Origin of the sequence: Mesorhizobium liriopis, assembly GCF_024053505.1 — a bacterium.
Lineage (GTDB): Bacteria > Pseudomonadota > Alphaproteobacteria > Rhizobiales > Rhizobiaceae > Mesorhizobium_B > Mesorhizobium_B liriopis.
Genome location: NZ_JAMXQS010000010.1, coordinates 73,062 through 92,161, shown reverse-complemented (window position 1 = coordinate 92,161; position 19,100 = coordinate 73,062). Strand labels below are relative to the sequence as shown.

Genomic DNA, 19,100 nt, shown 5'->3' with positions numbered 1-19,100 from the left:
AGTGTCGCCGAAACACCGCACAAACTCGTTCAGGGACCTCCCATGATCCGCCACATCGTCTTCTTCAGCGCGCAGGACCGTGCGGATATTCCCAAGATCAAGGAAGGCCTTTCGCAACTCGGCAAGATCCCGCACTCGCAGTTTTTCGAAGTACAGGAGAATACTAGGGTTGATCAGATCGCGAACGAGATCGATGTGGTGGTCTATGCCGAGTTCGCCACGGAGACCGATCTTGCCGCCTACAAGGCCCATCCGATCTACGCGCAGTCCACGGCGACCGTCCGGCCGATGCGCGAGATCCGCATGTCGGCCGATATCGTGTCGTCCAAGGCTTAGACCTTGCTCAAACCCTGCTGATCGAGTGTTAGCTTTGCGCGCTTGGTGAGATCGTTTTTGGTGCCGCCGAAGTCGCCGACCGCCGTCCAGTAGGTGAGGGTGAGTGTCACTGCATCGTCCGCCACTTCAGAAACGCTGGCGCTCGGCGTTTTATCTGCCAGAACGCGCGAATCGCTCTGCGCCAGCCTGATCAAGGCGCGCTGGGCCTGATCGATATCGGCATCCGGTTTAATCCGCACAGTAATGGCGTTGCTGCGCGTCTGGTTGCGCGTGTAATTCGTGACCGGCTGGCTCCACAGGCTGGAATTCGGCGCGAGGATATAAAGCCCGTCGCTCGTATGCAGGCTGGTCGCGAACAGGCCGATCTCATTGATCGTGCCACGAATCGAACCGACCTGAACATCTTCGCCGATCCGGAAAGGCCGAAGCACCAGCAGCATCACGCCCGCCGCAATGTTCTGAAGCGTGCCCTGAAGGGCGAGGCCGATCGCCAAACCGACCGCGCCAATTGCCGCGATGATCGACGCTGTTTGCACGCCGAACTGGCCGAGCACCATGATAAAGACGAGAACGAGAATGGCGTAGCGCGCAATCTTCGAAAAGAAGTTGCGCAAGGTCAGGTCGAATCCATGGATATGAGCCAATGCCGCATTCAGCCACCGCTCGACCAGACCCGCCACTAAATAGCCGATCACGAGGAGCAACACTGCGCCAACGAAAGAAAGCGAATAGGATACGAGCAGCGCGCTCAACTGGCGGAGAACCGCTCCGGCGTTGTTAAAGGCGTTCTGGGGGTCAAACTCCATGAACCCGATGCTCCATGTTCTTGCTGCTTGGGATAGGTTTGCGAAACCCGCCACGTACAGGCCGGTTCCCGCCAAAGCGCGAGGCGTTGGATATCAGGAAAGGAAAGGATGGTGAGCCGAACGGAAGCAAGCATCATCCGCGAAGCGAAGGCACGCAGCGCCCTCGATGTCGGATGAAATGGCTCCCCGGGCCGGATTCGAACCAGCGACCAACCGGTTAACAGCCGGTTGCTCTACCACTGAGCTACCGGGGAACATTCGGTGAATTGCTTCAGTGGTCGCGCCTATAGCAAACCGTTTTGGGCTTTGCCAAGGCCCTTTGCGATGACGATCGGGCAGTTTCTCAAATTAGCGGCTCTGAGCCGAGGTCTGGCATCCTTGTTGAGGGAACCTATCTCCTCGCCATGACCCGCGCTCACGATCCCGCCGATACGTCTTACGATAAGCGTGAATCGATCGAGCCGCCGCGCAGGAAGATCACACTGCTCGGTCGCGATTTCTATCTTCCCCGTTCGCGTTGGGCTCGAATCGCGCTGGGCTCGGCTTTGGTGATCGGGGGCTGCCTCGGCTTCCTTCCGATTCTCGGTTTCTGGATGGTGCCGGTGGGCCTCCTCGTTCTGTCCTATGAATTCGCCTCAGTTCGGCGCTGGCGTCGCAGAACTGCAGTCTGGTGGCATCGACGTCGTCGCCCGTCCGCGCGGCGTGATGCCCCAGGCGCAGCACGCAAGGCCGCTTGACGACGCGCTGGTCGTGACCCTATGGGGAAGGCGCGACAGCCGAGTGCTTCGGGCCTCGTGGCGGAGTGGTTACGCAGAGGACTGCAAATCCTTGCACCCCGGTTCGATTCCGGGCGAGGCCTCCAGCACCGGCTGTCGCCGGCAGGCCATCCGAACCCTGGCCGTATGGCAGGCAGGCGGATGACAGAGCCCAATTTTCCTGAGCTTCGCGTCAAGATGGTGGACGGTCAGATCCGTACCACCGACGTGACCGATATTCCGCTGCTCGACGCGCTGCTCTCCGTTCCTCGCGAGGTATTCGTCGATGATCGTTTGCGCCAACTCGCCTATATCGATGAAGATCTGCAGATCGCTCCCGGCCGCTTTCTGATGGAGCCATCGCCCTTCGCCAAACTGGCTCAGCTCGCAGCGATCCGCCCTGGCGACAATGTCCTCGATGTCGGCGCCGGAACCGGCTACGCCTCTGCCGTTTTTGCCCGTCTCGGCGCGTCCGTGACGGCTCTCGAGTCGGACGCCAGCCTTGCCGGGCGCGCGAAGTCGGCGCTCATGCAGGCCGGACACGGCGAAGTTTCCGTTGTCGGCGGACCGCTCGCTCAAGGTTGGAAAGCCTCCGCGCCTTACCAGGTGATCTTCGTGAATGGCGCGGTCGATGACGTGCCGGGCGCGCTGTTCGAGCAGCTTGCGGAAGGCGGTCGCCTTGTTGTCGTCGAGGGACGCGGCAATGCCGGTGTCGCCATGCTCTACGTCAAGGCAAGCGGCGCGACCGCTGGGCGCCGCGCCTTCAATGCGGCAGTTAAGCCACTACCGGGCTTCGAGAAGACGCCCGCCTTCACATTTTAATATCTTTTAGCTTGCACGCTGCGGGTCGCTCATGGTCCGTTGCGCTCGAATTTATGGTCATCGAATCCGGCAACGAACCGGGACGGTGAGGGGTCGGATAGTTTTTAGGTCGAATATTGCTCGACTGTCAGCTGATGGCCTCGCAGAACGGAAGAGGGTGTGCCTTGTCCTTTCGATTGAGTCGCCTGCATGCCGCCTTTTTGGCATCGGCTATAGTTATGGCCCCGGGTATTGCCAGCGCTGAAACCATCCTCGGCGCCTTGGCTAAAGCCTACCAGTTCAACTCCACGCTGAACTCGACGCGCGCCGGTGTGCGAGTTACCGACGAGGATGTGGCAATCGCAAAGTCCGGCTACCGCCCAACTATCGCGGGCACCGGAAGCGCGAATTACGTGTCGCAAGAAGGTCTCCGCCTCAGCACTTACTCCTTTGGCGTGCAGATCAATCAGACGCTGTTCGATGGCTTGCAGACACGCAATAATGTGCGCGCCGCCGAGTCGCGCGTCTACGCGTCCAATGAGAGCCTTCGCAACACCGAACTGAACATTTTGTTCAACGCGGCTTCGGCTTATATGGACGTCATCCGCGATCGCCAGATCGCGGCGCTGACCGAGCGCAATCTCGCCTTCCTGTCCGAGCAGGTGCGTGCGGCGCAGTCACGTTTCGATGTGGGCGAGGGTACACGGACCGACGTTGCGCAGGCCCAGGCCAGCCGCGCTTCCGCTGTCGCATCCGTCAGCTCGGCACGTGCTCAGGTTGCCGCCAGTTCGGCGACCTATCGACAGATCGTTGGCGAGGAGCCGCGCAATCTCACCGCCGCCTCGCCACAATCCAAGCTTCTCCCAAGGAGCCTGAACGTTGCCTATGCGCAGGCGAGCGAGCAGCATCCGGCCATTCTCGCCACAAAGTATCTTGTCGATGCTGCGGGCTACACGGTCAAATCGACTGAAGGCGCGTTGCTGCCGCAGATTTCCGCAACGGCCGGTTTGTCTCAGCAATACTCGCAAACGCGGGGTCTTCCCGGTGTTGGAACCGGGTTGGGCGCGTCGAGCGCTTCCGGAGACTTGGAAGGGGAAAGCAGCGCCAGCATCGGTGCGTCCATTACGGTGCCGATCTATCAAGGCGGACGGGTTGCGGCCGGCGTACGTCAGGCAAAGGAATCGCTCGGTCAGGCTCGCATCGAAGTAGATGTGCAGCGCGATCAGGTTCGTAATGCTGTGGCGTCGTCATGGAGCCAGTACGTTTCGGCGGTCGAAAGTGTCAGCGCCAACCGTCAGCTCGTTTCAGCCGCCCAACTCGCGCTCAACGGCGTGATCGAGGAACGCAATGTCGGCCAGCGCACAACACTGGATGTGCTGAACGCGCAGGCCGATGTCATCAATGCGCAGATCACGCTTGCCGGGGTCGAGCGCGACACGGTCGTTGCAAGCTATGCCGTTCTTTCGGCGATCGGTGCTCTCTCCGCTGAAAGGCTGGGCTTGAAGGTCGAGCCCTATAATCCGCAGGAGCACTACAGGGCCGTCAAGGACAAGTGGTTCGGTCTGCGTACGCCGGACGGCCGCTGATCCTGCTTCGGACGATCTCTTCCTGTTGAGATCGTTCAAATGCAAGCTTTCGGGATTCTCTTGGAACGGGGCTTCCTCTACGCTTAACTCATGATTCCTGAAGCCGGCGCCGTTGCGCGTCGGCGGACGAGCGGGTAGGGCGCGAGTATGAGCATGGTCCAACCGAACGCGAGCGGCGCGCAGCGCGAGCCTTCGATGGAAGAGATTCTGGCTTCCATTCGGCGCATCATCGAAGACAGCGACACGGTGCAGCGTGCCGATAAGGCCGAGCTTGCCGAAGCCAAGCCCGTCAATTCTGAGCCTGATGAGGCCAAGCTCGTCGAGGTTCAGGCCGCCCGGTCGGAACCGGAGGCTGCGGCTGATGATGTCGATGCGTTCCGTGCAGAGCTTGGGGCCGGGCAGGCCGTGGAGGCCGTTTCCACCGATCAACAGGCTGTCGACGAGGTGACGGAGACCGCCGCAGCCGTGTTACCCGAAGAACTGGTTGCAGAGACGCCTGAGGCGTCGTTTGTCGAGCAGGCTGAGCCGCTTTCAACGGAAACCGATGCGTCTGCGACCCCTCAACCACCGATATCCGAACCAGTGCCGCATACCTCAGAGGAGGAGAGTGAACCGATGTCTCAGACCGCTCCTCAACAGCCTGGCTCGTTCTTCGATCAGGGCGCTTCCCGATCTGCTGGCAATGAAAGCCGTGCGTCGAGTGAATCCTCTGCCTCGTCGCTCGTCTCATCCCAGACCGGCAGCCAAGTGGCTGCGGCCTTCAGCGATCTGAGTGTCGCGACAGAGGCACGGGGGCGCCGCACCTTCGACGATATCGCCGAAGAGATGCTTCGCCCGATGTTGCGTGATTGGCTGGATAACAACCTTCCGCATCTGGTCGAGCGTCTTGTGCGCGAGGAGATCGAGCGCATTGCGCGCGGTGGTTCATCCCCGCGCTGATCGGAAGCTGACGCATAAAGGCGCGGCTTCCTCACGCAATTGACTTGGAACTGGGCTTCCGGTTTAGAACCCTTGCCTTTCCAAGCCATTGCGGACCGTTTCCATGCTCGACAAGACCTATGACGCGAAAGCGGTTGAGCCGCGCATTGCTGAAGCGTGGGAAGCGAATGACGCGTTCCGTGCGGGTGCCAGTGCCAAGCCAGGTGCGGAAAGCTTCTCGGTGGTCATTCCGCCGCCCAACGTCACCGGCTCGCTCCATATCGGGCACGCGCTGAACAACACTCTGCAGGACATTCTCGTCCGCTTCGAGCGAATGCGCGGCAAGGATGTTCTCTGGCAGCCAGGCATGGATCATGCCGGCATCGCCACACAGATGGTCGTCGAGCGAAGGCTGGCCGAGCGGCAGATCCGCCGTCGCGATATGAGCCGCGAGGAATTCGTCGAGCAGGTCTGGCAGTGGAAGGCGGAGTCGGGCGGCACAATCATCAACCAGCTCAAGCGTCTGGGCGCATCCTGCGATTGGTCGCGCGAGCGCTTCACCATGGATGAGGGCCTTTCCAGGGCCGTGGTCGAAGTCTTCGTTTCGCTCTACAAGGAAGGCTTGATCTACAAGGACAAGCGGCTGGTCAATTGGGACCCGAAGCTGCTGACCGCCATCTCGGACATCGAGGTCGAAAACCTCGAGGTGGATGGCAATCTCTGGCACTTGCGCTATCCGATCGAAGGCGAGGTCTTCAACGCCGAGGATCCAAGCACGTTCGTCACGGTCGCCACGACCCGGCCGGAAACGATGCTGGGCGACACGGGTGTCGCGGTCCATCCGGACGACGAACGCTACTCGGCCCTCGTCGGCAAGAACCTGATTCTGCCAATCGTCGGTCGTCGCATCCCGGTTGTTGCCGACGACTATTCCGATCCAGAAAAGGGCACGGGCGCGGTGAAGATCACGCCAGCGCACGACTTCAACGATTTCGAGGTCGGCAAGCGCCACGATCTGTCGGCCATCAATATCCTGACCGTCGATGGCGCGATTACGCTCCGCGACAATGATGACTTCCTTGCCGGCCTCGATCCGACGCCGGAGCAGCAGTCGGTCTGGGATCGGCTCGAGCGCATGGAGCGCTTTGAGGCGCGCAAGCTCATCGTTCAGATCCTCGAAGAGCGTGGTCTGCTCGCCAAGATCGAGCCGCACCGGCATGTCGTGCCGCATGGGGATCGCAGCGGGGTGCCGATCGAGCCGTTCCTGACTGATCAGTGGTACGTGAACGCCGCTGAGCTCGCCAAGCCTGCGATGGCATCGGTGCGCGAGGGCCGCACGCAGTTCGCGCCGAAGAGCTGGGAAAAGACCTATTTCGACTGGATGGAGAACATTCAGCCTTGGTGCATTTCGCGCCAGCTCTGGTGGGGTCATCGCATCCCGGCCTGGTACGGTCCTGACGGCACGGTCTTTGTCGAGAAAACCGAGGAAGAGGCGCTTCACGCCGCGATCCAGCACTACATCGCCCATGAAGGGCCGATGAAGGCATTGGTCGAGGACCTGTTGGAGAATTTTCAGCCTGGCGAAATCCTGACCCGTGACGAAGACGTGCTCGACACATGGTTCTCTTCCGCGCTTTGGCCGTTTTCGACTATGGGCTGGCCCGACAAGACGCCCGAGCTCGAACGCTACTATCCCACCAGCGTGCTCGTTACCGGCTTCGATATCATCTTCTTCTGGGTCGCCCGCATGATGATGATGGGCCTCCACTTCATGGAGGAAGAGCCCTTCCACACGATCTACATGCACGGCCTCGTTCGCGACAAATCGGGAGCGAAGATGTCGAAGTCCAAGGGCAACGTCATCGACCCGCTCGAGCTGATCGACGAATACGGCGCGGATGCACTTCGCTTCACGCTCGCAATTCTCGCGGCGCAGGGGCGCGATGTGAAGCTCGATCCTGCACGCGTGGCTGGCTATCGCAACTTCGGAACCAAGCTCTGGAACGCGACGCGCTTTGCCGAGATGAACGGCGTCAAGGCGGATGCCGGCTTCTCGCCTGAGAATGCGAAGCTCACGGTCAACCGCTGGATTCTCACTGAGCTGACCCGCGCGCGCAACGAGATTACCGACAGCATTGAGGCATTCCGTTTCAACGACGCTTCGGGCGCAGCCTATCGTTTCATTTGGAACGTTGTCTGTGACTGGTATCTCGAACTCCTCAAGCCTGTTTTCGCCGGCGGCACGGCTGACGAGCAGGCAGAGGCGCGTGCCTGCACGGCCTATGTGCTCGACCAGGCCTACAAGCTGCTGCATCCTTTCATGCCGTTCATGACAGAAGAATTGTGGGCGCGCACGGCGGGTGAGACGGGACGCGCTGGTCTGCTGTGCCACGCAGACTGGCCATCATTCACATTCGATGATGCGGAGGCGGCCGGTGAAATCAACTGGCTGGTCGATATGGTGTCGGGCATTCGCTCCGTACGCTCGGAAATGAATGTGCCGCCTTCCGCGATTGCTCCACTTGTTCTGATTGGTGCGAACGCCAAAACCCGCGAGCGCTTGGTGCGCCACGAGACGGCATTGCGTCGTCTGGCACGTGTCGGGGAAATCACCGAGTCGCCATTGGCCCCATCTGCTTCCGCACAGATCGTGGTCGGAGAGGCGACCGTCTGCTTGCCGCTTGGCACACTGATCGATCTGACTGCTGAAGAGGTGCGGTTGCGCAAGGAACTTGGCAAGACAACCGAGGAGATCGCGCGCCTTCACAAGAAGCTCGGCAACGAGCGCTTCGTCCAGAGCGCACCGGCGGAAATCGTGGAAGCCGAGCGAGAGAAGTTGGAGGGTTTCCGCGAGACCCAGACTAAGCTCGACACCGCCCTCAAGCGTCTTCGTGGGGACGCCTGACGCTGTTGGAGAAGAGGCGGAAGCGGTTTTCTTGCCTCAATGTTGCCGCAAAGCAACGGGCGCTGCGATTACTTGTGGCGTCCGTTTCGTTTCAATGACTTACTGCCTTCGGATAATTTCTTAACCCAGCTCCACATGCCGTTGAATGGGGCAAGATAGCGGCTCAGGCTCGCTCTAAGGCGAGCCTGAGAGCTTTCGGTGGTTCGGGATCCCATCTCGGTGCTTGCGCGTGCATCGCCGCTTTGTCTTACTCCCTGAAACAAGATCCGAGGGGAGAAACTATGGCCCACGCGCAACTGCGCCTTGCCACACTGGCTGGTGTGTCGCTGATCGCCGCCCAATCCGCCTTCGCAGGCGGCTTCGATCGCGGCGCGGGCAACATCGAACTTCTTTTCGACCCTGCCCGCGTAGCGACCGAAGCCGGTGTGACCTACGTAAACCCTCAGCGTGAGCTGAAGGATGTGCAGCGTGCGATAAGCTCGACCGACGCGGCTGCAGATCAGCTAATCGGCGTAGGAGTACCACCAGTAGCCGCGAACTCCGTGCGCCGTCCCGCTTTGTTCTCGGATGCAATTGATGTGGATGGTGATTTCACTGTTCCGCGTTTGGGCGTGAAGTTCAACTTCTTCGAGCCTGTGGACTGTTTGGCGAGCTATACGCAACCTTACGGTGCGGACGCCTATTACGGCAAGAATAACGCGTATTCGATTTCCGCTGTGGAGTTCCAACTTGATTCGGACGAGGCAGCACTGACATGCTCCTACAAGTTTGATGTCGGGAAAGGGTCGTTGCGTGCGATCGGTGGCGTCAGCTACAACAAAATCGACGCTTTCTTCTCGCGCCAAACACTTCTCGACTTCGGCAATGATGGTGTCGGTAAATTTGACCTGTCTGACGAAGCTTGGAGCTATCGCGTCGGCGCAGCCTACGAAATCCCTGAAATCGCGCTCCGCGCAAGTTTGCTCTATACCGGGAAAGTCGACCTTGATCTGGAGGGCACGGTGGATACCACCGATTTCGGCCCACGGCTTGCACCAGCAGGACTTTTGGCTGCGCGTCCGATTGTGACAGGCATTTTTGACGTTGATGCAGAAACTGAAATTCCACAGGCTTTAGAGTTTCGCCTTCAAAGCGGCGTTGCTGAGAATACTATAGCGTTCGGCTCTGTGCGTTGGCAGGATTGGAGTCAGTTACAGAGCATTCAGATAAACGGCGTCATCAGCCCGACCTCTGGTGCGGTCAATCCCGACGTGTCCTTTGACGCTTATTACGAGGACGGCTGGACGATCACGGCGGGTGTGGGCCGCAAATTCACCGATGCCTTCTCCGGCCTCGCCTCTATCACATGGGACAAGGGAACCTCGACGTTTCAAGGTTTTCAGTCCGATACCTACAGTGTTGCCTTGGGCGGGTCCTATTCACCTAATAAGAACGTCGAATTACGTTTGGGCGGCTCCATCGGTGTGTTAACGGGAGGTCGGTCAGATTTTACGCTCGATAGCGATCCGGCCAATTATGTATCTTACACCTACGACGCCGATATCGTCGCGGCCGGAAGCGCAAGTATCCGCGTCAAGTTTTGAATCTGCCAAATTGAATCAAAGGCCGGGTTTGCCCGGCCTTTTTCATGCACGAAAGCAGCATATGAGTGACACGGGGTCGCCGCTGTTGTGACAATCGAGCAACACAATCATCGTCTACATGAGGACAAGGTTGGGAGGTGCCCGATTTGCCCCCATCCCGCCATAAACCCAGAGCACCCCAAAGGCTCGGCAGTGTATTTCGTCAGCCCGAAGCGCAACCGCGATGATCGCGGCCAAGGGACAGCATGGAAGCTCGCAGGTTCAACAGTTTCGAATTACCGGATTGCGCAGCAGACGAAGCCTCGCGCAACACGTTTGCGGCTTTCGCTCGGGCGGGGTTCTAACGCCTTGCGCCTTACACCCTCCCTCCTTGCATGTGCAGCGATCGCGCTCTTCGCGAACGCTGCTTATGCTTTCGACGACAAGGTTTTCGATGCTGCCCCGCCATCGACCAGTCAGGATGCGTCCGGCGGCAAGAAATCGAGCCCTTGGGACGTGTTTCGCCTAGGCTTCTCCGCATACAAGAACGGCCACAAGGAAGAAGCCGTCGAGGCCTATCGCTACGCAGCCGAGAACGGACAGATCGGTGCCACCTGGAAGCTCGCGCGTATGTACGCGGAGGGCGATGGGGTTGGTGAGAGCGATATCGAGGCCTTCAAGTTCTACAGTGAGATCGCAGATCAGGATGTTGAGCCTGGTAGCCCGGACGAAACTTACGTGTCGGATGCTCTCGTTGCGCTTGGCGACTATATGCGTCGTGGAATTCCTGGTTCTAAAGTGCAGGCCGATCCGATCGCGGCCCAGGAATATTACATGCGCGCCGCCGCCAACTACCGAAATCCGGACGCCCAGTTCGAAATGGGCAAGATGTTCCTATCGGGCGAGGGCGGCATGAAGGCCAGCATCCGTCAGGCTGGGCGCTGGTTGCAACTCGCTGCTGAAAAGGGCCATGCTGGCGCTCAGGCGACGCTCGGCAACCTGCTCTTCCAAAGCGGCAAGGTCGTTCGCGGGCTCGCTCTCATGACTGCTGCGCTCGAACGTGCGGATCAGACTGACAAGCCTTGGATCCGCACCATGCAGGAGGACGCGTTCGCGCAGGCGGATGAGGCCGACCGTCGCACAGCCATCGCGCTCGCTCAGGATTTTATCGCCAACGGCGTTCAGCAGTAAAAAAGCCCCGGTAAAACCGGGGCTTGGGCGAAACGCCTTAGGCGTTCTTCAATCGTGGCGATTTGTTTTTCAACTCGTCGATCAGCTTTGACGCATCGCCTTTGGACAGCGATTCATCGAATTTGGTATCGGTCTCCTCGCACAATGTCTTAAGATAGGACGCCTGTGCGCCAGTCATCGGCTCATCGCCCGTGACCCAATCCTGCGGGTCTTTCTCAGCATTCGATTCGGGCTGCGTCTTTGGCTGGGCGTCTGTCATGGCGAACACTCCGGTTGGTTGTTCGCTAAATGTTCTTGCCCCTATTTCAGTTCCCAGCGACCGTCAAACGTTCAGATGAATCGCGACCGGCACATGGTCCGAGGGCTTCTCCCATCCACGCACATGCTTCTCGATTGAAGCGCTTCCGAGTTTGGAGGCCGCTTCCGGTGACAGCATCAGATGATCGATGCGGATGCCGTTGTTCTTCTGCCAGGAGCCACCGGTGTAGTCCCAGAATGTGTATGTCTCGGGCGCATCGTCCGTCGCGCGAACAGCATCCGTAAACCCTAGTGCTTCCAGCTGGCGAAACGACTGACGCGATTCCGGCTGGAAGAGGGCATCGTTCACCCAGTTCTCCGGGTGCTTGGCGTCGACCGGCTGGGGAATCACATTGTAATCGCCCGCCAGCACGATCGGCTCTTCGAAAGACAACCGCTGCGCTGCCCAGAGCTCAAGACGGGCCATCCAGCCGAGCTTGTAGGGAAACTTCTCTGTGCCAACCGGATTGCCATTCGGCAGATAGAGCGAGACCACGCGAAAGGCGCCGCTCTCCGACGAAAATACGCCTTCGATGAAGCGTGCCTGCTCGTCGGTCTCGTCGCCGGTCAAACCGCGATTGACCTCATCGAATTTAAGCTTCGACAGGATCGCGACGCCGTTGAAGCCCTTCTGCCCGTGCGTCTCGACATGGTAGCCCAAAGCTTCGATGTCTGTACGCGGAAACTGCTCGTCGACGGATTTAATCTCTTGCAGGCAGACGATGTCCGGCTGGCTCTCGCGAAGCCAGTCGAGCAGGTTGTCGATGCGGGCGCGAACGCCGTTGATGTTCCAGGAAACGATCTTGACCACGGTCAGATCGAGAAGCTCGTGCCGCAGCCGCAGGAGGCAACCGCATTCGGGTTCTTGATCTGAAAGGACTGGCCCATCAGATCGTCTACGAAGTCGATCACAGAGCCGCCCATATAAACAAGCGATAGATCGTCGATGAGGATCGTCGCGCCGTCGCGCTCAATGGCGATGTCATCGTCGTTGCGGTTCGACACGAGGTCGAACTTATAAGAAAAGCCTGAGCAGCCGCCACCTTCCACGGAAACGCGCAGGGCGGACTTGCCGGGCTCCTTGGCGACGATTCGTGCGATGCGCTTGGCAGCAGCCTCTGTCACGGCCACGCCCTTGGGGTCTGTCTGAAGAAGTTCCATGATCCACCTCTGGGCAGCGCCCGAGAGCGCGCAAACACGCAGCGCTTGCAAAGCGGGCCTTGATCCATAGGTATGAATGCGTTGCGCGCGAGTCAATCGACGCGCCGGTTGTGGGTTGCGGCATCTCCTTGGAAGACGATCGGAACGGGCTGGATGAGATCGGGTTCGGCTATCGGCCTCGTGCGATCTATGCCTGCGATCCGGCTAAGACACGCGGCCGGCTGGTGCCGGAGCCTGAAAGCCCAACCCGCACACCCTTCCAGCGCGACCGCGACCGCATCATCCATTCCACCGCCTTTCGCCGCCTCAAGCACAAGACCCAGGTCTTCATTGCGCATGAGAGCGATCATTTCCGTACGCGGCTGACGCATACGATCGAAGTCTCACAGATCGCCCGCGCTCTCGCTCGCGCGCTTTGCGGCGATGAGGACTTGGCTGAAGCTGTGGCGCTTGTCCACGATTTCGGCCACACGCCCTTCGGCCATACGGGCGAAGATGCACTTGACGATATGATGAAGCCCTGGGGCGGCTTCGACCACAACGCGCAGGCTCTGCGCGTCGTTACCAAGCTCGAGCGCCGCTATGCCGAGTTCGATGGGCTGAATCTTTCCTGGGAAACGCTGGAAGGGCTGGTCAAACACAACGGGCCGTTGATGGGAAAGAACGCCGTCAGCAAAAAGCCAGTGCCCAAGGTCATCCTTGATTACTCGGCCACGCACGATCTCGACCTCGACTGTTTCGCCAGCCTCGAAGCGCAATGCGCGGCGATCGCGGACGACATTGCCTACGACACGCATGACATCGATGATGGCCTGCGCTCCGGATTCCTTTCGCTCGAGATGTTGGAAGAGGTGCCGCTGACGGCGGAGATCCTACGTGGCGTCCGCGAGCGCTATCCGACGCTTGACCCGGTGCGCACTGGCCACGAGCTGATGCGCCGCCAGATTACGATCATGGTCGAGGATGCGATCACCACCGCCGGCACGCGCTTGCGCGAGATCAGGCCACAGAGCGCGGACGACATCCGCCATTGCGGCCGCCAGATCGTCGGTTTCTCAGGCGCAATGGCGGTGAAGGAGGCCACGCTGAAGCGCTTCCTCTACGCCAATCTCTACCGCCACCCCGACGTGATGGCCGTACGCGCCAACGCCGAAACCATCCTGCGCGACCTGTTTCGCATCTATCTCGAAGACCCGAAAGCGATGGCGGAAAGCTGGCGTGAAGGCCTGATAGATTGTGGCCCGGCTGTAAAGGCGCGCCACGTCGCCGATTTCCTCGCCGGAATGACGGATACCTACGCCGTCCGCGAGCATCGCCGGTTGTTTGACCATACCCCTGAACTCGGCTAGGCCCGCGGCCGATATGTCCGATATCGGATGATCTGCGCGGCCGAGCCGGAGTTGTGCCCGAAATGAATCTGTTTTCCGACTTCCATGACCGGATCAGCCGGATCGTGCAAAGTCTTGACCTGCAAGCGAAAGATGGTGGCACACTCGATCTGAGCCGCATCACCGTCGAGCCGCCGCGCGATCCGAGCCATGGCGATCTCGCCACCAATGCCGCGATGGTTCTGGCGAAGCCGGTGGGCACCGCACCCCGCGCACTGGCAGAGCGCATCGCCGAAGCCCTGCGCGCCGAACCTGATGTCATCGCCGTTGATGTTGCTGGTCCGGGCTTCGTCAACCTGCGACTTGCGCCGAGCTTCTGGCAGCTGCAACTCGCCGGCATTCTCAAGCGGGGACAAGATTTCGGCCGTTCCACGGTCGGTGGCGGTCGCAAGGTCAATGTCGAATATGTTTCGGCCAACCCTACGGGCCCGATGCATGTCGGCCATTGCCGTGGGGCGGTGGTCGGCGACAGTCTGGCGAACCTGCTCGGCTTCGCGGGCTTCGACGTCACCAAGGAGTACTACATCAACGATGCCGGCGTGCAGATCGACGTGCTCGGCCGCTCAGTCATGCTGCGCTATCGCGAGGCTCTGGGCGAGGAGATAGGCGAGATTCCGTCCGGCCTTTACCCCGGCGACTATCTTAAGCCGGTCGGCCAGGCGCTCGCTAAAGAATTCGGCCGCTCGCTGCTCGACGGGCCCGAAGATGACGCTCTCGCGATCGTCAAGGATCGCACCATCAATGCGATGATGGCGATGATCCGCGAAGACCTCGCGCTCCTCAATGTGCATCACGAGGTGTTCTTCTCCGAACGCACGCTCCACGCCGATAATGCCAAGGCGATCCGTGCAGCGGTCAACGATCTCACGCTGGCGGGCCACATCTACAAGGGCAAGCTCCCGCCGCCCAAGGGGGAACTGCCCGAGGACTGGGAGGACCGCGAGCAGACGCTGTTCCGTTCGACAGAGGTCGGCGACGACATCGACCGTCCGCTGATCAAGTCGGACGGCTCCTATACCTATTTCGCGGCAGATGTGGCCTATCTCAAGGACAAGGTCTCGCGCGGCTTTGGGGAGCTGATCTTCATTCTGGGCGCCGATCATGGCGGTTACGTCAAGCGTCTCGAAGCGCTTGCCAAAGCTGTCACCGGCGGCAAGGTCGAGCTCTCTGTCTTGCTCTGTCAGCTCGTCAAGCTCCTGCGCAACGGCGAGCCTGTGCGCATGTCCAAGCGGGCAGGCGAGTTCGTGACGCTGCGCGATGTGGTGGAGGAGGTGGGCCGAGATCCGATCCGCTTCATGATGCTATACCGCAAGAGCGATGCGCCACTCGATTTCGACTTCGCCAAGGTGACCGAGCAGTCCAAGGACAATCCAGTCTTCTACGTGCAATACGCTTCGGCCCGCACGCATTCGGTTTTCCGGCAGGCGCGCGAGCAGATGGGCGCCATCGACACATCGCGCGAAACGCTCGCTGCGGCCGTGTCCAAGTTGGAGGATTCGGGCGAGCTCGCACTCGTCGCCAAGCTCTCGGAATATCCGCGTCTGATCGAGCAGGCGGCCCTTTCGCGCGAACCGCATCGTCTGGCATTTTATCTCTACGACCTCGCCAGCGCCTTTCATGCACACTGGAACAGGGGCAACGACCAACCCGACTTACGTTTTGTTAAGGTTACCGAACCAGAATTGACAGTAGCCAGACTTGGGCTGGTGCAGGCGGTTTCGGATGTCTTGACCTCCGGGCTGGCGTTGATCGGGGCGGAAGCGCCCAAAGAGATGCGCTGAGGCAACACGCAACCCCTGTCACCTTTTGCCCACATTGCGCTGGTAGCCGCGACATCTTGGTGTCCCTGGCGGGGCTCAGTCAGCCCCGCTGGTGACAATGGGGTGCCGAGCGACAAGCGAGTGTGGAAACCAAGAGTATGGCAAATCGACCGCGTGATGGATTTGGTGGAGCGTCCGACATTGATGAGTCGGATCCGTTCGCCGATCTCGCGCGCATCATCGGCTTCGATCCACGCGAGAAGGTGGGTCGCGATGCGCCGGAACCGCAGCAGGGTGCGACTGCCGAAGACGAGTTCGCGCCAAATCTTTCTGAACCCGCCGACCTAGCAAGACGCGCAGAGCCCGGAGCATACGAACCTGTAGCGAGCGAGCCAGCTTTCCAGGACGAGGGCGTCAGAGAGTCTCATTTTGCCGCAGCGCCTGTAGCCTCGTCTCTGGAACCCAGCTTCTCGGAGGGCGCGGAGTGGGAGGGCGCTCCAGTCGCCGCTCACGAGAGTTCGTCTGGCGAGTTGATAGTTTCCAGCGGTCAGAATGCGGAGGACGAGTTCCATTTCGACGAATCGGCCTTCGAGCTGACTGAAGATGACGATAGGCCGGTTCACGCGGAAACAACCGTGATTGAAGCCGAGCCGGATTTCGACCTGTCGCTGGATGACTTCGATCTCGATGACGACGAAGAGGAAGACGAAGAGTTCGCCGTCTCGGAGCCGACTGCGGAAACCGCTGCGTCGGAGCTGGTGACCGACGAGCAGGCACCGGGACTCCTTGTCGAATCCCCGACGCCCGTCGAGGATGTGCGAGGCGCTGAGCCAGGCGTTGAGCTCGAATTGGGCAACGAGCAGCCGCAGGCCGCAGAACCTGAATTGGTATCTGAGCCCGACGCGGTTTCGGACTTCAACCTTGCTGCCCAGGAATCCGTCGAGTTCGCGCAGGACGACGATTTCTCAGCGGTTTTCGAACAGGAGTTCGAAGGTGAAGCCGTGGCTGAAGACGAAGCTCTGGCTGCAGTGAGGCCGGCCGAAAGCGAACCGGTGGCATATGCCGCGCAGGCGCCTGCAAACTCCAATGAGCAGGACTACGAGCTTTCCGACCAGCATTTCGAGATCGAACTCGAGGATTGGCCTGTCGAAGATGCCCAGCCCTTGGCTGCGGTCCCGCCGGTCACAGTGAACGCCGAGCACGGTTCCTATGAGCCGCATGGTGGCTATGACACCGGCTCGGCTCCTTCCTCCGAAGCGTTCCAGGCACAGATTCCGGCCTATCAGGAGCCGCTCGTCAGCACGACCGCTGAACCGTCGGAGCGCGACGAGCAGGATATCGAAGCGGCCCTCGCGGCGTCCTTCGAGGAAGATCTGAATCTCGATCTCGACGACGCCTTTGCAGATGACGACTTTACATTCGAAGCGGAAGGTGAACCCGAAACGGCTTCTCCCTCGCCTGGCGCCGGCGATCTCGCGCAGGCCGAGAAAGTTGATCAGGCAATCGAGCCTGAGCAGCCGGTCACTCTCGATCCTGAGGAGGCGGCCGACAGTATTGGAAACCAGCCGCTTGTAACTGAGCAGCCTGACACTCTGCCCTTCATGGCTTCCCAGCCTGAGATCGAAGCGGAGGATTTTGATTTCGACCTGGCCTTCGATACGAATGCCGAGGAGCCGGAACTTGAAGTCGCGTCCGGGCCGGAGCCGGTATCCGAGCCCGAGCCCGAGCCGGAACTCCAAGCGGAGGCGATTGGAGAGCCGGAGACTGAACTGGCTGCGGCGCCCGAACCGCAGGCTGCCGTGTCCGAGCCGGATTTCGAAGACGAGTTGGCCGCCTTGTTGGCTGGTGCCGCGCCGATCGCCGCAAGCTCCGCTTTGTCCCGCGCGACCGAGCCGCGTGTGCCGGAACCCGCGCGTTTCACCGCACCGGTCGAGCCGCCGCACACCTCTTACGAGGAAGAGCAGGTCGAGCTTTCGGAAGCTGACTTCGAAAATGAGGCTACCGACCCCGAGCCTGTCGAAGATGTGTCTGAAACGATCGCGGCTCCCCGTCCGGAACCTGTCCGCGCCGAGAGCACCGTGATCACTCCGCCAGCACCGGAGCCCGCCAAGGCGCCTGTGGATGACGATCCCTTCGCCGCGCTTGCCGCGATGGCAGCGCGCTATCGCGCTAGCCGTTCGGCCAGTGCCGCGACACCCTCTCCTCAGAATACCGAAGCCGCCCAGAACGACGACAAGGGTACGGAAGACGCCATGAGAACCACCATGCAGCCCCGCACGCCCGCGCCTGAAATCGAAACGGTCAGCGTGTTCGAGCAACCTGTCGCGCTGCCGGACGATCTGGACATCCCCGAAATGCAGTTCGAGGAGCGCTCCGCTCAGCCGCAGCAGTATGACGACCTCGACAACGAGTTCGCGGAACTTCTCAACGATATGAGCGACAATGGCCGCGTTTCCCAGCAGTCCGGCTCGAACCAGCAGAACAGCGCCTCGTGGGACGATCAGGACACCGCACCGCGCGCGCCGCAGGGCCAGGATTATTCAGGCAAGCAATATGCGAGCGGCTATGGCTATGCAGCGAGCCAACAGGGCGATCTGGAGGAAGACCCCGCCTGGACCATACCGCAGCGTGACGACCAGTACGACGACTATGACGACGAACTCGTCTATGAGGACGAACAACCGGAAGAGCGCCGTTCGATCCTACCCAAGCCCGGCACGCTGCTCGCACTTCTGATCGGCGGCGTGGTGCTGGCTGGCGGCGGATGGTTTGCGCTCGGTTCGGGCGGCGTGGTCGGCTCCGGCGAGCCGGCCATCATCAAGGCCGATGCGACACCGCTCAAGCAGCGCCCCGAGAACCCCGGGGGCATTAGCGTGCCGAATCAGGATAGCAAGGTTTACGAGCGTGTTTCGGGCGATCAGACCGCCGAGGAACAGCAGGCCTCGCTGATCTCTACTAACGAGGCACCGGTCGATCTGAACTCCGGCACAGACGAGCCGATCACCGAAGGTCTGGATTTCGATGGCAGCGATCCCGATGTCGAGATGATGGAGAAGAGCGAAGACCGTATCGACGAGCAGATGGCCGATCAGGGCGTCGAGCAGTCCGATCAGGGCATCGCCATCGCGCCGCACAAGGTGAAGACCATGGTAGTGAAGGCCGATGGCACCTTGGCCCCGGCCGGTGACGATACGCCGGCTGCGGCAGGGCCGGTCGTCGAGCCTGCGGTCAACGCCGCGCGCGCCGCTCTCCAGCGCACGCAGGAAGGGTCGCAAGCCGCCAATGTGGCGTCCGCCGAGCAAACCGGCTCAATCGCAGCCATTGCAGCAGACGATGCGCCTGCGCAGGCCGAAAACACTGCGCCCACTCAGGTGGCTGCGGTCGCTCCGGGCGCGTGGGCCATCCAACTCGCCTCCGTGCCTTCCGAGGCGGCGGCAAAGTCTACCTATGACGGCCTTTCGAAGAAATATGGTAGCGTCCTCGGCGGTCGCGGCGTGAACATCGTCAAGGCGGAAGTGGCCGGCAAGGGCACGTTCTACCGCGTCCGCGTTCCCACCCAGACGCGTGACGAAGCCGTGCAGCTCTGCACCAACCTCAAATCGGCTGGCGGCTCCTGCTTCGTTTCCAAGTGAAC

At 60.6% G+C, this 19,100-nt stretch carries 15 protein-coding genes and 2 tRNA genes; 12 read left to right on the top strand and 5 right to left on the bottom strand.

The genetic code is table 11. The annotated features are described in order from the left end of the window. The first annotated feature begins 42 nt into the window (after positions 1 to 42). Positions 43 to 336: a Dabb family protein gene (locus NGM99_RS19880; protein WP_252822210.1), complete on the top strand. Its 294-nt coding sequence runs from the start codon at positions 43 to 45 to the stop codon at positions 334 to 336. On the opposite strand, the gene NGM99_RS19875 is transcribed toward NGM99_RS19880, so the two are convergent. Together NGM99_RS19875 and NGM99_RS19870 are read right to left on the bottom strand one after the other, a co-directional pair. Next, positions 333 to 1,196 (bottom strand): mechanosensitive ion channel family protein, encoded by an 864-nt coding sequence (locus tag NGM99_RS19875; protein ID WP_252822207.1) that lies wholly within the window; start codon positions 1,194 to 1,196, stop codon positions 333 to 335. The two genes, NGM99_RS19880 and NGM99_RS19875, sit on opposite strands and share 4 nt — an antisense overlap. Positions 1,197 to 1,321: 125 nt before the next feature. After that, positions 1,322 to 1,396 (bottom strand) — tRNA-Asn (locus tag NGM99_RS19870). Positions 1,397 to 1,546: 150 nt separating this feature from the next. Here NGM99_RS19870 and NGM99_RS19865 point away from each other — a divergent pair. The 8 genes from NGM99_RS19865 to NGM99_RS19830 all read left to right on the top strand — a co-directional run bounded on the left by NGM99_RS19865 (position 1,547) and on the right by NGM99_RS19830 (position 10,860). Then, positions 1,547 to 1,879, top strand: coding sequence for a hypothetical protein (locus NGM99_RS19865; RefSeq protein WP_252822205.1), 333 nt, complete (start codon positions 1,547 to 1,549; stop codon positions 1,877 to 1,879). Positions 1,880 to 1,930: 51 nt separating this feature from the next. Next, positions 1,931 to 2,004: transfer RNA gene (locus NGM99_RS19860), tRNA-Cys, on the top strand. A gap of 55 nt (positions 2,005 to 2,059) precedes the next feature. Continuing rightward, positions 2,060 to 2,719, top strand: a complete 660-nt coding sequence (locus tag NGM99_RS19855) for a protein-L-isoaspartate O-methyltransferase family protein (protein WP_252822204.1) — start codon at positions 2,060 to 2,062, stop codon at positions 2,717 to 2,719. A gap of 218 nt (positions 2,720 to 2,937) precedes the next feature. Then, on the top strand, positions 2,938 to 4,284 hold the full coding sequence (locus tag NGM99_RS19850; RefSeq protein WP_252822202.1) for a TolC family outer membrane protein: 1,347 nt from the start codon (positions 2,938 to 2,940) through the stop codon (positions 4,282 to 4,284). A 195-nt stretch (positions 4,285 to 4,479) separates the two neighbouring features. Beyond that, positions 4,480 to 5,223, top strand: a complete 744-nt coding sequence (locus tag NGM99_RS19845) for a DUF2497 domain-containing protein (RefSeq protein ID WP_252822200.1) — start codon at positions 4,480 to 4,482, stop codon at positions 5,221 to 5,223. A 103-nt stretch (positions 5,224 to 5,326) separates the two neighbouring features. Further along, positions 5,327 to 8,107, top strand: coding sequence for a valine--tRNA ligase (locus NGM99_RS19840; protein ID WP_252822198.1), 2,781 nt, complete (start codon positions 5,327 to 5,329; stop codon positions 8,105 to 8,107). A 281-nt stretch (positions 8,108 to 8,388) separates the two neighbouring features. Beyond that, positions 8,389 to 9,690 (top strand): OmpP1/FadL family transporter, encoded by a 1,302-nt coding sequence (locus NGM99_RS19835; RefSeq protein WP_252822195.1) that lies wholly within the window; start codon positions 8,389 to 8,391, stop codon positions 9,688 to 9,690. A 348-nt stretch (positions 9,691 to 10,038) separates the two neighbouring features. Beyond that, a complete protein-coding gene (locus NGM99_RS19830) occupies positions 10,039 to 10,860 on the top strand; it encodes a tetratricopeptide repeat protein (RefSeq protein ID WP_252822193.1) in 822 nt (273 codons plus the stop codon). Between the two features lie 37 nt (positions 10,861 to 10,897). On the opposite strand, the gene NGM99_RS19825 is transcribed toward NGM99_RS19830, so the two are convergent. From NGM99_RS19825 to erpA, 3 genes are all read right to left on the bottom strand, one after another. After that, positions 10,898 to 11,119, bottom strand: a complete 222-nt coding sequence (locus NGM99_RS19825) for a DUF3072 domain-containing protein (RefSeq protein ID WP_252822191.1) — start codon at positions 11,117 to 11,119, stop codon at positions 10,898 to 10,900. A 63-nt stretch (positions 11,120 to 11,182) separates the two neighbouring features. Continuing rightward, on the bottom strand, positions 11,183 to 11,968 hold the full coding sequence (gene xth, locus NGM99_RS19820) for an exodeoxyribonuclease III (protein WP_252822190.1): 786 nt from the start codon (positions 11,966 to 11,968) through the stop codon (positions 11,183 to 11,185). A gap of 2 nt (positions 11,969 to 11,970) precedes the next feature. Beyond that, a complete protein-coding gene (erpA, locus tag NGM99_RS19815) occupies positions 11,971 to 12,318 on the bottom strand; it encodes an iron-sulfur cluster insertion protein ErpA (RefSeq protein WP_252822188.1) in 348 nt (115 codons plus the stop codon). Between the two features lie 128 nt (positions 12,319 to 12,446). On the opposite strand from erpA, the gene NGM99_RS19810 reads away from it, so the two are divergent. The 3 genes from NGM99_RS19810 (at position 12,447) to NGM99_RS21835 (ending at position 19,098) form a co-directional block, all read left to right on the top strand. After that, positions 12,447 to 13,667, top strand: a complete 1,221-nt coding sequence (locus NGM99_RS19810) for a deoxyguanosinetriphosphate triphosphohydrolase (protein WP_435371462.1) — start codon at positions 12,447 to 12,449, stop codon at positions 13,665 to 13,667. Between the two features lie 62 nt (positions 13,668 to 13,729). Then, on the top strand, positions 13,730 to 15,487 hold the full coding sequence (gene argS / locus NGM99_RS19805; protein ID WP_252822186.1) for an arginine--tRNA ligase: 1,758 nt from the start codon (positions 13,730 to 13,732) through the stop codon (positions 15,485 to 15,487). Between the two features lie 614 nt (positions 15,488 to 16,101). After that, complete coding sequence (locus NGM99_RS21835) at positions 16,102 to 19,098, top strand: SPOR domain-containing protein (protein ID WP_252822184.1); 2,997 nt, start codon at positions 16,102 to 16,104, stop codon at positions 19,096 to 19,098. Positions 19,099 to 19,100 lie beyond the last annotated feature (2 nt).